The sequence below is a fragment of the Bacillus nitratireducens genome, from assembly GCF_036320425.1.
Classification (GTDB): Bacteria; Bacillota; Bacilli; order Bacillales; family Bacillaceae_G; genus Bacillus_A; species Bacillus_A nitratireducens.
The window spans coordinates 58,599-71,601 of sequence record NZ_JAUMJO010000002.1; the positions used below are offsets into that span (position 1 = coordinate 58,599).

Below are 13,003 nucleotides of genomic sequence, written 5' to 3' on the forward strand. Positions count from 1 at the left end.
GTGCTTCCCCCTTATAGAAATCCGTTTTCTTGTAAAAAGCTTTCGGTCATTGAATCAGTTCTTTTTGCGGGCTTTGAAATAAAGCGTTCAATATATTTTCCAATCATGTCACACTCAATGTTTACGATGTCCCCGGCTTTTTTTTCTCCGATGACAGATTCACTTACTGTGTGCGGGATGAGTGAGATTGTAATTGAAGATTCGTCTATATCAAATATTGTTAAGCTAGTGCCATCAACAGCAACGGATCCTTTATGCAAACAATAGCGTAGTAATTCATCAGAAATTGCTATTTTGTAATAGATGGCATTGTAATGTTGTTTTTTAGTTAAAATCGTACCGATGCCATCGATATGTCCGGTGACGAAATGTCCACCGAATCGTCCATTTGCAGCCATCGCCCGTTCTAAATTCACTTTGGCACTGGGCTTTAGCATACGAAGTGATGTTGCTTTCATTGTTTCAGGCATTGCGTCGACAGTGAATGAAGTAGTCGTAAAAGTAGTTACCGTTAAGCAAATGCCATTAACTGCGATACTATCGCCTAATTTGACATCTGATAAAATTTGGTTTGCGTTAATAGTTAGCTTCATTGCTTCACCACTTTGAGTCATGCTTGATATCGTTCCTAACTCTTCTACGATTCCTGTAAACATTCCGTCACCTCGCTTTTTAAGGTTGCAACAATTTTTATATCATTACCGATTTGTTTCATCTCTTGAATTGTTAAGGAAAGTGCATCTTGTAACTTCGAAAAACCAGCTCCGCCAAATAAGGTGGGTGCATCTTTTCCGCCAATTAATTTTGGGCTTATATAGGTCACAATTTCATTAAAACTATTTGTTTTTAAGAAGTTTGCATGCACCGTTTGACCACCTTCAACGAACAGAGAAAGAATTTGTTTCTCACCGAGTAGGGATAGGACATCTTGTATTTCAATTTGCTGTGTTTTCATTTGGAATACAGCTATATTGTTAGATTCATAAGACGCTATTTTCTCTTTGTTTACATCCTTACCGACAATAATCCATGTCGGAGCTAAGCCATCTGTTATGACATGAGAAGATGGCGGCGTTCTTAAGTGGGTATCTAAAATAACGCGTATAGGATGTTTACCTCCGTTTGGAATTCGTGTTGTTAAGTGTGGATTATCAGTTAGAACTGTATTCACACCGACTAGGATAGCATCATGCATATGACGATATTGGTGAACATCAGCGCGTGCTTCTTCGCCTGTAATCCACTGGCTTTCACCGGTTACAGTTGCTGTTTTTCCATCTAAGCTCATTGCTGTTTTTATTGTTACAAAGGGACGTTTCGTTTTCATATAGTGAAAAAAGTATCGATTTAATAAAGTGGCTTCCGCCTCAAGAACACCAGTAGTTACCTCGATTCCAGTTTCTTCCAATCTCCTTTTTCCATTGCCGGAAACGAGTGGATTGCAATCAAGAGTAGCAATTACAACACGCTGAACTCCCTTTTCAATGAGTAATTCACAGCAAGGGGGTGTTTTTCCAAAATGGCTACATGGTTCAAGTGTTACATAAACAGTAGCGCCTTTTGCTCTTTCACCAGCCATGTGAAGAGCATGAACTTCAGCATGTTCTTCACCAGCACACATGTGGGCACCCATTCCAACAATTTTTCCATCTTTAACAATAACGGCACCAACCATAGGGTTTGGACTGGTCTGTCCTGATGTACCTTGTGCTAACTGCAAGGCAAGCGCCATATATTCTTGATCAGTCATTCTCTTCACCTCTCCTGAAAAAATCAAAAAACCCCAAGGATATAAAATCCTTGGGGTTTGGGAGACGTGATTTCTAGAAATATAGTTCGAATACGAAAGTATAGGAAAGAAACCTAACGATGACTGATATTTTGGCATAAGGAAAAAACCTAGCAAAATATCAAATTCTTTCAACGCTAGTCGTATCTTTTTATTTCAGTATAGAAACATAAGTATACAAAATAAAACATATATAAAGATTCAAAATGAAACTTTAAAAATATGCATACTGAAATAAAAGTGTATTCGCTATATAAAATTACTAGAAAACATATCCTTCTCCCATCCAGACTATACTGTCGGCCCTAGAGTTTCACTAGATCCACCGTTTTCGAGTTGAAAACGGGTCACGGACTTAGAAGCTCTCGCTTCATCACCGCCGGTTGGGAATTTCACCCGACCCCGAAGGATGTTGTTTGCTCACATTATAGCACAAAAAAGAAAAAAGCAAAGTAAAAAATATTCGAATGTGAAGAATTGTGTGAAAATAGATGTAATAGGAATGGGGATAAAATCAGTAGAAATGTTGCAAGTATACGGTGTTAATAGTGAAAAAACATGCACAAAAAATGTGCATGTTACGTACAAAACTATTCTGCCTCTGGTGCTCTAACAACAGATTCGAATTTGCCTTTATGCGAAGCATCGCAATAAGGCATGTTTTTCGATAAACCACAACGACATAAAGAAAATGCTGGTTTTGCTGGGAATACATTCCCTTGCGAGTCAACTAATTCCACGTCCCCTGTAACGCGAAAAGAGCCATTATCATTTACTTTGATTTGTACTTTTGCCAACCTAATCCCTCCTTCCCAAACGCTTAATCTCATCATATAATCAGGGAGAGTACTTGACAATACAAAAAGAGCACTTTGTTTGAGAGAGAAGAGAGTGTTATAATAGTTTTTATAACTGACTAGAGTAAGGTGACGAAAGATGGATAAAAAATTACGAACACTACAAAATATTGCAAATGAGCGCACGTGGGCATCATTTTTGAATGATAATCATCCATATAGTTTACTTCATTGGTCAATCGCAGGTGTAGGACAAGAACCGAAAGATGTTTGGTTACTGCAAGATGAGGTGACCTTTCAAACGACGGAATTTCCGACGCTAGATGAGGCAATAAAGTGGATTTCTGAAAACATGGAACAAGTTACAGACGTTTTAGCGCAGTAAAAAAACAGGCTTATGCAAGCCTGTTTTTTGTTTCTTTTACATATGAGTTTAAAAATTGATCAACGGCTGCTTCATATTCTTCTTTATTTTCGTTATAAGAGCAAGCGTGTGCACCGTGTTCTGCAATATAAAGTTGTTTATTATTTTCTTTCGCTTCATATAACGCTTTCGTCATATCAGCTAAAATATAATCGTCATCTTTACTATGAATAAAGAGAACGGGATTGTTAATGTTTTTTATACAATCGATTGGTGAAACTTCACGAATCGTATAACCGTCACGCACTTTTAAAAAAGCATTTGCTAAAGGTAATAAAGGCCATTTAGGTAAATGGAATTCAACCTTTAAACGGTGCTGTAATTGCCCGTAGAAATCAGAAAAAGGACAATCTGCAATATAAAAATCGGCACCATCTTCTACAAGTCCTGCATATTGAAGAAGGGTTGCAGCCCCCATAGATTCACCATGAATTCCAAGGATAATATTCGTTCCAAAACGACCTTTTAGCCAGTCAACTACTGACTTTAAATCGTGTTTTTCATAGTATCCATAGCTTGTTGTTTTACCACCTGTTTTACCATGGCGGCGATGATCATAAATAAATACGTTATATCCTCTGCTTAAAAATAAGTTTGCATACTTAACGGAATTCATTTTATTTACAGTCACACCGTGGCAAAAAATCATAAATTTATTGGAATGCCCAGCTGGCATGTAGTATCCGTGAAGTTCGTATCCAAATTGAGAAGAGATGTGAATTTCTTCTTTTTGAATAGCGTTAAAATCGTCCAAATGAAAATGCTTTTTCGTTTCACGCTCTAAAACTTCTTCCTCTGTCTTTTTCTTCAAGTACATAACTTTATTTGTAAAGAAAATCCCAATCGCAGTTATTGCACCTAGTATAGTAAACAATGTTGTAAAAAAACGTTTCATACTTTACCTCATCCTCCAAATACCTCTACATATGATACACTTACATTGTATCACAATGATATAAAAAGGGGAGAAATCGTATATGGTTCATATACAAAAAATTACACCAGAAATGAAAGAAACAATTCGGGTGTTTATGTGTGAAAACTGGGGGAGTTCAATGATGGTCTCGCGAGGCAGAGCACATCAATTAGAACAATTACCTGGTTTTATCGCACTTAAAAATGACAGAATAGTGGGAATTATAACGTGTGAAGTGCTAAAAAACATGTGTGAAATTGTTTCGTTAGATAGTTTTGAGGAGGGAAATGGGATTGGGACAGAACTGGTGGATTGTGTATTGCAAATGGCAAGGGAAAATGAGTGTGAAAAAGTGTGGCTCATTACGACGAATGATAATATGAACGCACTCCGATTTTATCAAAAACGTAATTTCATAATGACGAACTTATACATGGACGCCGTAAAGGAAGCACGAAAAATAAAGAAAGAAATTCCGTTTATTGGTTATGGTAATATTGCAATTTTACATGAAATTCAGTTGGAATATATTTTGTAAGCAAAGTGAAAGGTGTGTAACAATTTTCAGAAATATAAAACAATATTCTTGACGAATGTTATATTTTGGTTTAGTTTAAAATTGTAATCTATTACCATATTAAGGGGTGACGATGTGGCAACTATACGTGATGTTGCAAAATTGGCTGGTGTTTCAGTTGCAACCGTTTCAAGAGTTATTAATGAAAAAGGATATGTCCATGAAGATACGGTAAAACAAGTAAAGCAAGCAATTGAAGAGTTACAATATAGACCGAATGCTACAGCAAAGCCTTTATTTAAACAACCTTCAACAATGATTGCATTACTGGTAGATAATTTGCATAATCCATCATACATCACTTTGCTCCGTTTCGTTGAGGAAATAGCATATAAAGAAGGGTATCAAGTAGTAGTTTGTAATATAGAAAATAAGAATAGATACATAGATATGTTGGTGCAAAATAACATGGCAGGCGTTATAATGACGAAATCTGTTTTTCAAAGTATAGGAGAAATCTCACTGCCTTTCGCTGTGCTTGAAGAACGACAATCTCTGACTAGTTATTATGAAAGTGGGCAGAAAGCTGTTTCTTTATTGAAAGAGAAAGGCTGCCAGTTTCTTGCTTATATTGGCGAGGGAGTAGAAAGTGAAGAAATGGAAGAGCATGTGGCAGGGTTTTTAGATACTGCTTGGAAAGAAGGACTTTCTTATCGAGAGGAAATTGTACAAGGGTATACGAATCAACAGTTTCTTGAATTGTTACAAAAACATCCATACATAGATGGGGTTGTAGCTTCAAGTGATAAGATCGCTATTGAGCTAATCAGGGCGGCGAAAACGCTTAATATTCATATACCAGATAAGTTGCAAATCATTGGATTTAACGGGAGTGCAGAGGGTGAATGGATAAGCCCATCGTTAACGACAATTGGAAGTTATATCGAAGAAAATGGGGAAATAGCATTTCAGCAGTTAATAGGAAAAATAAAGAAGAAACAAGTGGGAAAAGAAGAAGTGGAAACAGAATTTAGGTGTATTGAGAGAGAAACAACAAAGTAAAAGGTGCGTATAAAACGCACCTTTTATAGTGTAATTGCGGCAATAAAGCCGAATATAAGTAACGGTATATTATAGTGTAGAAAAGTTGGTACACATGTATCCCATATATGGTGGTGCTGACCATCAGCATTTAAACCGGACGTTGGTCCAAGTGTACTATCAGATGCTGGAGAACCTGCATCACCTAGTGCACCAGCTGTACCGATAATGGCGATTGTTGCCATTGGACTAAATCCAAGCTGGACGCATAATGGTACGAAAATTGTTGTTAATATTGGGATGGTTGAAAAGGAAGAACCAATTCCCATCGTAACGAGAAGTCCAATAACGAGCATAAGAAATGCAGCAAGCGGTTTATTATTTCCGATTATATGTGCACTCGTTTGCACAAGAGATTCAACATGTCCAGTTTTTCGAAGAACAGCGCCAAATCCAGCGGCAGAAATCATAACAAATCCGATAAAGGACATCATACGCATTCCGCTCGTTAAAATAGCATCGGCTTCTTTAAGAGGGAGACTACCGCTAACTGATAAGACGATAATACCTGCTAAAGCACCGAAAATCATTGATTCTGTTGCTAATTGAACAGTTAATGTAGCGATTATTGATAATAAACCAAAAGTAATGCTTCTTTTTGTATAGGGAACGATTTCATTATGTGTAGCATGAACTTGTTCCGTTTCATACGTACGTGGTTTTCGATATGTAATGAAAACCGCTACACATAATCCGATAATCATACCGATTGCTGGAATAGTCATTGCTTTTGGAATAAGAGCGACATCAAATGTAAGCCCGCTTTGCGCAGCATTTGTTTGCAATACGTCATGATAAATTTTTCCGAACCCTGCTGGGACCCACATGTAAGGGGTAATTAATCCAAATGTAATAAGACATGTTACAAGCCTACGATCCACCTTCAGCTCATTTAATACTTTTAAAAGTGCTGGAATTAAGATCGGGATGAAGGCGATATGAACAGGGATAATATTTTGTGAGAAACAAGCCATTGTTAAAATGATAAATAATATGAGTATTTTAGAATAGACTTGTTTTTTCGTGTCTTGTTCGTTGCCGATCCATTTTAAAGCTGATTGGATCATTGCATCAGGAAGTCCTGTTTTTGAAAGTGAAATAGCAAATCCACCGAGCATTGCGTAGCTTAATGCGATAGGAGCACTGTTCCCAAGACCGGTTGTAAAAGTACTAATTGTTTCTGAAATACCGAGTCCGCCGATAAGTCCGCCTGTTAAAGCTCCAACGATAATGGCGACAATGACTTGGACACGTAACAAACTAAGCACTAGCATGACTGCTACTGCGATGAGTACAGCGTTCATAATAAATGTAATCTCCCTAATTTTTATTCTGTTAAGGCAAGCAAATGTTTGCAGTGACATATACTTGCGACATATTATTATAAAATGTTTTTTATGAAATGTAAAAGAGCCTGTCGTTATGCATGTTGAAAAGATAGCTCTTGTTTAATTGATTGTAAAGATTGAGCGAATAGTTCAGGCTCTTCTAAATCTGGAGAGTGTGCCGAGTTTGGAAACCAAATCATTTTTTTTATCGGAGCGTGAATAATATCGCAATATTGTTGAACGAGTGCGTAAGGAGTTTGATAATCATAGCGACCAGAACAAAAATAAACCGGAACAGATAAACTTGAAATAGACGAAAAGAAATCGATTGTTAGCATCTCTTCCCATAAAACTCCTGACTTTAAATTTCCTGCGAGAAATTTGAACCAATCTAATAGCGTATATTCAGGAGAAAAGAAACCTTTTCGTATGAAAGAAAAGGAAGATCCGTTTTGGATTGCTCCGCCGAATGTGCCAAGCCACTTTCTTTGAATGATGAGACGTCGTGTATCTAAAAAGGGCGGTTTCCCTAATTTTAAAAGAGAAGCTAATGCTTTTTTATGGTCATGTTTTTTTGCAGAGCTAATTAAATGTTGATATAGTAATTCTTCGTTTTGCTTCATATGTACGATTTGACCGATGCCGATGTATGCTTCGATATATTCAGGGTATTGACTAGCGACTTTTAGTCCGATAATACTTCCCCATGAATGACCGGCAAGAATTAATTTTTTCTTATTGAACCTTTTAAGAAGATATTGAATGACTTCTTTTGCATCTGAAACAAATTGATCAATCGTAAAATTTGTTTGGATATCTCGCCATAAAAAGGATTTACCAGCCCCGCGTTGATCCCAATTAATAACGATAAAGTGCTTTTCTAACTCTTTTTGAAAATGACGAATAAAGCCAATTTGTGCCATACCAGGCCCGCCGTGACAGCATAATAAAATAGGCTGTTCCACGTTTTGCCCGCGTATAAGGAGAGATTGTTTCCGGTCATTAATCATAACGCTTTCTATCGTAGCGATACTGTTCGGGATTAATTGCTTCTTTTCGTTATAAAACTGAGGTGTATAGCTACGAAAAAGCATATGTAAACCTCCTTTTCTTAAATGGTATGAAGCGCACAGGCTCTTTCTTTTGCATATACTACTAGAAAATCATTGTATCATAACATACTGGTCAGGTTTCAAGTTTAGGCGATTAAGAGAGGAGGGAGAATGTGACGATTGGAGAAATTATTGATTCTTTAAATAGACGCGAATCAATCGCAATTATAGCAAAACGGCTTGAAATGAGCCCATATACATTATCAAAGAAATTAAGAATGATTGGATATGAATATGATGGAGGGCAGAAGAAGCGCATCTTTATAGGTGATGGAGAAGAGCCGCGTCATTTACAAATCCAAGAAGCTACTGCCCTTCAATCTGCAAAAATAGATTATCAATTATTAATTTATGAACAATTACAAAGCATTTATGAGTTGTTAAGCAAAAGAGAAGAGGGGCAGGTTCAAATTATAAATAAGAGTACGGAGAAAAAGAAACGAACCTTTTCTCTTAATACAGAAGTATTAGCAAGACTAGATACTATATCGGAATCGAAAGGGATTCAAAAATCTAAAATTGTGGAAGAAGCGCTACAGAGATTTTTACAACGGTATGATATAGATGATGAATCACACATAGAGAAATAAAAGAAAGGATACTAAGTTCCTTATAAGAGCGTGTATCCTTTTTAGCTTATTTTTTGTTTTGTTTCGAAAAGTAATATAAGAACCAAACCGCATGATTTTGTTCATCAGCTGCTACACGCCGAAATACTTCTTTTATTTGCTGGTCTGTCGCTTCATCTGCAATTTCTAAGTGAAAATCAACTGATCGCTGCGCATCTTGTATAGCGAATTCTAATCCGTTCAAATAAAGAGTTGGACATTCTTCCGTAATTTGGGGCTGAGGATTTTTACTCGTTAAAAGAGTGTAGATTTGTACAAATTGATGGAAGTGTTTTATCCCGCTATTTGCGGGCAGTAAAACTCCCACCTCAAAATTCGGCTGAAGCAAAGAAGTTAGGTGGGGGGGGCGGGCTGCCCGTAAACGCCCGATTGGTGAAACTATAATCAGTGGGGGGATGAACAAAACCCCCACTGATTATAGTTTCACTTTATTTCATCTTGCCGGATTTCAAGGATTTGAATTAGCTCATTTATGTCGAGAGCTAAATGAGCTAATTTAGCATAACAATGAATGGCGTAGTATTCTCCATTAATTGCCTTTTCAATATTACGAATGAGTTTGTCGTTTTGTCGATATAAAGCATCGTAATTGTTTGGTTGGAAATACATATGAACCCTCCTAATATATCTTCTATATACTACGAGGAAATAAGGGCTATGTGCTTATCCATTACTACACTAGAAGAATACAAAAATATGAAACTAAAAGAAGAAGCTCATTGTATATAAAAAGAGCTTCTTCTTTCGATTGTTACGCACTAGTTCGCATAATATTTAATTGATTTTTTGAATACGTCCATCAATAATCGGCTGAATTGGTTCTTTTATTTGTTTTACATAATCGACTAACGCTTCAAAATCGTTTGGACCAGTTTCAGCATTTTTTCCATTTTTAAAGGATACAAACCCGTCACCGCCAGAAGCTAGGAAAGCATTTGCAACTACGCTATACGTTTTGGAGGAAACTAATTCTTCCCCATTTGTTAAACGGATATTCGTAACCTTTTCGCCAGTCGGTTTATTTGCATCCCAAGTGTATTGGATACCTGAAATTTGGAGCATTCTCGTAGCTCCTTTTTGCCATTGTTGATTTAAAATATCACGAATATCTTGACCTGTTAAATCTACTTTAATTAATTGATTTCCGAAAGGCTGAATACCATATAATTCGCCCCATGTAATATCTCCAGCGTCTAGATCGTTACGAATGCCACCAGGATTCATAAGAGCAATTTGCGTTTGCATTGCTTGGCGCTGTGCGTCGGCAATTAAATTTCCAAGAGTAGATTCACCAGCGTCGTTTTGTTTCCGGTCGATAGGTGCTGTAGACTTTCCGACTACTTCATTTACAAGTGGTGCAATTTTTTCTTTATATTGATTTAACTTTTGTTGTACTTGTTTATCAGGCTCTACACCTTCATGATATGTTGTAATAACTTCAGCTTTTTTCTTTACAACATCTTTTGTTTTACGATCAATTGTTACATCTACATCTGAGAAAGCCGTTCCGTAAGAGTTCGCTTGGACGATAAGTTTATTATTAACTGTACCATTTACATACGTATGACTATGTCCGCCGAAAATAACATCAACTTCTGGATCTGTTTCATTTGCAATTCGAGTGAGGTCTCCATTTGTTACACCAGACTCATCAGTTGTTCCGCCGACATGTGCAAGGACTACGATAGATTTAACGCCGAGACGCTTTAATTGTTGTGTGGATTTATTAATAGCTTCTACTTCATCAGTGATTTCTACATTTTTAAGCATAGTAGGCATAACGACATTTGGTGTATCCGTTGTAACAACTCCAATGAACCCTACAGGAACTCCGTCAACCATTTTTACAGTGAATGGTGGTAAAAATAAGCGGCCAGTTGATTTATTATAGAAGTTTGCAGCGACATAAGGGAAGTTTGCTCCTTTGAAATTCCCTGTTTTTTCGTGATATCCACCGTAAATGAGGCGTTTCATTTCATCGATACCTTCATCAAATTCATGGTTTCCGATTGTACCAACATCAAACTTTAAGTCATTTAAAAATTCAATTGTTGGTTCGTCTTGTAATAATGCGGAAACTGGTGGGCTGGCTCCGACAATATCACCGGCATGTACGAGAAGTGTATTAGGGTTTTGTTTTTTACGTTCTTTTAAATAAGTAGCTAAATAATCAGCGCCACCAGCTTCTTTATTGTTAACTTTTTTTACAGTATCTAGTTGACCATGTAAATCATTAATACCAAGCATTTGTACGTCTATGTATCGGTTTTGTTCGACAGGAGTCTGAGATGGAGGAGCAGCGAATACGCTTGAAAAAGTAATAGTACTTAAAACAGCAACAGCAGGAATAATTTTTTTCCACATAATTAATTTCTCCTTTTTTTATAATCTGACATCATACGACATAATTTTAATAGATTCATAGGATTATATCTATATAAAAATTTAGTTTTTTCGAAAAATTAACATATTTACAAAAGATGAATAATAGAGTAGGGAACCTTTTTTATTGTCGATTTCCCTATGTATCCTCTATAATGGAGAAAAAAGTAAAAGGTGAGCATTATGAAGAAAAAGAAGCAAAGACAAATGCAAAGACAATCTCAAGTGAATCAACCAGAGAAAGAATCGCTTACACTAGGTGATCAATTGAACGATTCACTCATGCAACAATTAAAGAATAAGAAAAAAGAGTTGCAAGTGAGAGAAGAGAAAAAAGAGGCAGCGGAGCAAGAAAGAAAGCGTAAAGAACAAAAAGAACGTGAAAAGAATAAATCATTTGAAGAACTGTTAAGTGAAAGTAACCTTACTTGGAAAGACTTTAAATAATAAAAAATGATCAGTGAAATGCCACTGATCATTTTTTGACGAGTGTGTGTAAGAAAAGGGGTGCTAAAATGAGGAAAATTGTAGTCGTTCCGTATGAAAATCACTGGAGTGAGAAATTTCAAATGGAGGCCGAAAGATTAAAATTGGCGATGCCAGAAACGGTGAAAATCCATCATATTGGTAGTACATCAGTGCCAGGACTGGCAGCTAAACCAATTATAGATATGATTATGGAAGTAGAGAGTATCGACAGAGTAGATCATTGGAATGAACGTTTTGAAAAGCTTGGTTATATCGTAAAAGGGGAAAATGGTATTTCAAGACGTCGTTATTTTATTCATGGGACGGAGGAAAAACGCTCGTATCACTTACACGTGTTTGAAAAAGGAAATCCTGAGATAGTAAGGCATTTAGCATTTCGTGATTATATGATGGTTCATTGTGAAGAAGCAGAGGCGTATGCGACTTTAAAGAAAGAACTAGCTGAAAAATATACATATGATGGCACGTTGTATACAGAAGGGAAAAATGAATTTGTACGTAATGTTGATGAAAAAGCGAAAGAATGGATAGAAAGTAACGTGAACGATTGAGTTCATGTTACTTTCTAAAGGGGTATAAAATTATTATGTAAACTGTACGTATGTTTTGACATTTTGAATGAATCTTGTTGAAATAAAGTTATGGTTTATAAAAATGTAACAATGAAAGGGAGAAAGACTGTGCATATTCCAACAACTACACTTCATAATGGTGTGAAAATGCCGATGATTGGTCTAGGCGTTTATAAAGCGAAAGAAGGCGACGAAGTTAAACAAGCAGTAAAAACAGCGTTAGAAGTTGGATACCGTTCAATTGATACAGCAACTGTATATGAAAATGAAAGCGGTGTCGGAGAAGCAGTTCGTGAATCTGGAATCCCGCGCGAAGACTTGTTTATTACAACAAAAGTTTGGAACGACGATCAAGGGTATGAGGAGACTCTTGAGGCGTTTGAAAAAAGTTTAAAGAAATTACAAATGGATTATGTAGATTTATATTTAATCCATTGGCCGATAAGAGGGAAGTATGTTGATACGTACCGTGCTCTAGAAAAGTTATATGAAGAAGGTAAAGTGCGTGCCATTGGTGTTTCTAATTTTCATAAACATCATTTAGAACTGTTATTACCAAATTGCAAAGTGAAGCCGATGGTAAACCAAGTGGAACTTCATCCAATGTTAGCACAATTTGAATTGCGTGATTTCTGTCAAGGTGAGCAAATTCAAATGGAAGCTTGGAGTCCTTTAATGAGAGGCGGCGAAGTATTCCAGCATCCGATTATTCAAGATATTGCTACCAAATATGAAAAAACACCTGCGCAAGTTATATTAAGATGGGATATTCAGAGCGGGGTAGTGACGATTCCTAAATCTGTTACACCATCTCGCATTAAGGAGAATTTTACTATCTTTGATTTCTCACTAACGGAAGAAGAGATGACTCAAATTAATACGTTAAATCGTAATTTACATGTAGGAACGAATCCTGATAAATATGATACGCTATAAAAAGACGCTAC

15 protein-coding genes, 1 pseudogene and 1 riboswitch are annotated in these 13,003 nt (G+C 36.5%); of the genes and pseudogenes, 7 read left to right on the forward strand and 9 right to left on the reverse strand.

Annotated features, from left to right (window positions below):
• Positions 1-11: 11 nt before the first annotated feature.
• The 3 genes from ribE to Q3V31_RS06600 form a co-directional block, all read right to left on the reverse strand.
• On the reverse strand, positions 12-656 hold the full coding sequence (gene ribE / locus Q3V31_RS06590) for a riboflavin synthase (protein WP_000493923.1): 645 nt from the start codon (positions 654-656) through the stop codon (positions 12-14).
• Complete coding sequence (ribD, locus tag Q3V31_RS06595) at positions 638-1,750, reverse strand: bifunctional diaminohydroxyphosphoribosylaminopyrimidine deaminase/5-amino-6-(5-phosphoribosylamino)uracil reductase RibD (RefSeq protein ID WP_329763383.1); 1,113 nt, start codon at positions 1,748-1,750, stop codon at positions 638-640. Before ribD ends, ribE begins: the two co-directional genes overlap by 19 nt.
• A 309-nt stretch (positions 1,751-2,059) precedes the next feature.
• A riboswitch (FMN riboswitch) is annotated at positions 2,060-2,203 on the reverse strand.
• A 176-nt stretch (positions 2,204-2,379) separates the two neighbouring features.
• On the reverse strand, positions 2,380-2,586 hold the full coding sequence (locus tag Q3V31_RS06600) for a CDGSH iron-sulfur domain-containing protein (protein ID WP_001151582.1): 207 nt from the start codon (positions 2,584-2,586) through the stop codon (positions 2,380-2,382).
• Positions 2,587-2,725: 139 nt separating this feature from the next.
• On the opposite strand from Q3V31_RS06600, the gene Q3V31_RS06605 reads away from it, so the two are divergent.
• The gene (locus Q3V31_RS06605; protein WP_000358701.1) at positions 2,726-2,971 is read left to right on the forward strand and encodes a YqkC family protein; all 246 of its coding nucleotides are present in this window, start codon (positions 2,726-2,728) and stop codon (positions 2,969-2,971) included.
• Between the two features lie 10 nt (positions 2,972-2,981).
• Here Q3V31_RS06605 and Q3V31_RS06610 read toward each other — a convergent pair whose 3' ends face one another.
• On the reverse strand, positions 2,982-3,905 hold the full coding sequence (locus Q3V31_RS06610) for an alpha/beta hydrolase (protein WP_098220018.1): 924 nt from the start codon (positions 3,903-3,905) through the stop codon (positions 2,982-2,984).
• Positions 3,906-3,987: 82 nt separating this feature from the next.
• On the opposite strand from Q3V31_RS06610, the gene Q3V31_RS06615 reads away from it, so the two are divergent.
• Together Q3V31_RS06615 and Q3V31_RS06620 are read left to right on the forward strand one after the other, a co-directional pair.
• Positions 3,988-4,464, forward strand: coding sequence for a GNAT family N-acetyltransferase (locus Q3V31_RS06615; RefSeq protein ID WP_329763428.1), 477 nt, complete (start codon positions 3,988-3,990; stop codon positions 4,462-4,464).
• A gap of 114 nt (positions 4,465-4,578) precedes the next feature.
• Entirely contained in the window at positions 4,579-5,505 is a 927-nt protein-coding gene (locus Q3V31_RS06620; RefSeq protein WP_000201367.1) for a LacI family DNA-binding transcriptional regulator, read from the forward strand.
• Positions 5,506-5,528: 23 nt separating this feature from the next.
• Here Q3V31_RS06620 and Q3V31_RS06625 read toward each other — a convergent pair whose 3' ends face one another.
• Positions 5,529-6,848 carry a Na+/H+ antiporter family protein gene (locus Q3V31_RS06625; RefSeq protein ID WP_000994775.1) on the reverse strand — a complete coding sequence of 440 codons (1,320 nt, stop codon included), beginning with the start codon at positions 6,846-6,848 and terminating at the stop codon, positions 5,529-5,531.
• Between the two features lie 116 nt (positions 6,849-6,964).
• Positions 6,965-7,966 (reverse strand): alpha/beta fold hydrolase, encoded by a 1,002-nt coding sequence (locus Q3V31_RS06630; RefSeq protein ID WP_000898959.1) that lies wholly within the window; start codon positions 7,964-7,966, stop codon positions 6,965-6,967.
• Between the two features lie 131 nt (positions 7,967-8,097).
• Between Q3V31_RS06630 and Q3V31_RS06635 the strand changes: the two genes are divergently transcribed.
• Entirely contained in the window at positions 8,098-8,574 is a 477-nt protein-coding gene (locus Q3V31_RS06635; RefSeq protein WP_000151936.1) for a ribbon-helix-helix domain-containing protein, read from the forward strand.
• A gap of 46 nt (positions 8,575-8,620) precedes the next feature.
• Here the strand turns inward: Q3V31_RS06635 and Q3V31_RS06640 are convergent.
• From Q3V31_RS06640 to Q3V31_RS06650, 3 genes and pseudogenes are all read right to left on the reverse strand, one after another.
• A pseudogene (locus tag Q3V31_RS06640) lies at positions 8,621-8,899 on the reverse strand (ferritin family protein); the annotation flags it as partial.
• Between the two features lie 137 nt (positions 8,900-9,036).
• Positions 9,037-9,222 (reverse strand): ferritin family protein, encoded by a 186-nt coding sequence (locus Q3V31_RS06645; protein WP_002099563.1) that lies wholly within the window; start codon positions 9,220-9,222, stop codon positions 9,037-9,039.
• A gap of 165 nt (positions 9,223-9,387) precedes the next feature.
• Positions 9,388-10,977 (reverse strand): bifunctional metallophosphatase/5'-nucleotidase, encoded by a 1,590-nt coding sequence (locus Q3V31_RS06650; RefSeq protein WP_016130225.1) that lies wholly within the window; start codon positions 10,975-10,977, stop codon positions 9,388-9,390.
• Positions 10,978-11,178: 201 nt separating this feature from the next.
• Between Q3V31_RS06650 and Q3V31_RS06655 the strand changes: the two genes are divergently transcribed.
• The 3 genes from Q3V31_RS06655 (at position 11,179) to Q3V31_RS06665 (ending at position 12,992) form a co-directional block, all read left to right on the forward strand.
• Positions 11,179-11,442: a YqkE family protein gene (locus tag Q3V31_RS06655; RefSeq protein ID WP_000727554.1), complete on the forward strand. Its 264-nt coding sequence runs from the start codon at positions 11,179-11,181 to the stop codon at positions 11,440-11,442.
• A gap of 68 nt (positions 11,443-11,510) precedes the next feature.
• Positions 11,511-12,035: a GrpB family protein gene (locus Q3V31_RS06660; RefSeq protein ID WP_001227196.1), complete on the forward strand. Its 525-nt coding sequence runs from the start codon at positions 11,511-11,513 to the stop codon at positions 12,033-12,035.
• Positions 12,036-12,164: 129 nt separating this feature from the next.
• The gene (locus Q3V31_RS06665; protein WP_000548010.1) at positions 12,165-12,992 is read left to right on the forward strand and encodes an aldo/keto reductase; all 828 of its coding nucleotides are present in this window, start codon (positions 12,165-12,167) and stop codon (positions 12,990-12,992) included.
• Positions 12,993-13,003 lie beyond the last annotated feature (11 nt).

Excerpts from the sequence above, each read along its gene's own strand:
- ribE (WP_000493923.1), bottom strand. The coding sequence starts at position 656 with ATGTTTACAGGAATCGTAGAAGAGTTAGGAACGATATCAAGCATGACT.
- ribD (WP_329763383.1), bottom strand. The coding sequence starts at position 1,750 with ATGACTGATCAAGAATATATGGCGCTTGCCTTGCAGTTAGCACAAGGT.
- Q3V31_RS06605 (WP_000358701.1), top strand. The coding sequence starts at position 2,726 with ATGGATAAAAAATTACGAACACTACAAAATATTGCAAATGAGCGCACG.
- Q3V31_RS06610 (WP_098220018.1), bottom strand. The coding sequence starts at position 3,905 with ATGAAACGTTTTTTTACAACATTGTTTACTATACTAGGTGCAATAACT.
- Q3V31_RS06615 (WP_329763428.1), top strand. The coding sequence starts at position 3,988 with ATGGTTCATATACAAAAAATTACACCAGAAATGAAAGAAACAATTCGG.
- Q3V31_RS06625 (WP_000994775.1), bottom strand. The coding sequence starts at position 6,848 with ATGAACGCTGTACTCATCGCAGTAGCAGTCATGCTAGTGCTTAGTTTG.
- Q3V31_RS06630 (WP_000898959.1), bottom strand. The coding sequence starts at position 7,966 with ATGCTTTTTCGTAGCTATACACCTCAGTTTTATAACGAAAAGAAGCAA.
- Q3V31_RS06645 (WP_002099563.1), bottom strand. The coding sequence starts at position 9,222 with ATGTATTTCCAACCAAACAATTACGATGCTTTATATCGACAAAACGAC.
- Q3V31_RS06650 (WP_016130225.1), bottom strand. The coding sequence starts at position 10,977 with ATGTGGAAAAAAATTATTCCTGCTGTTGCTGTTTTAAGTACTATTACT.
- Q3V31_RS06655 (WP_000727554.1), top strand. The coding sequence starts at position 11,179 with ATGAAGAAAAAGAAGCAAAGACAAATGCAAAGACAATCTCAAGTGAAT.
- Q3V31_RS06660 (WP_001227196.1), top strand. The coding sequence starts at position 11,511 with ATGAGGAAAATTGTAGTCGTTCCGTATGAAAATCACTGGAGTGAGAAA.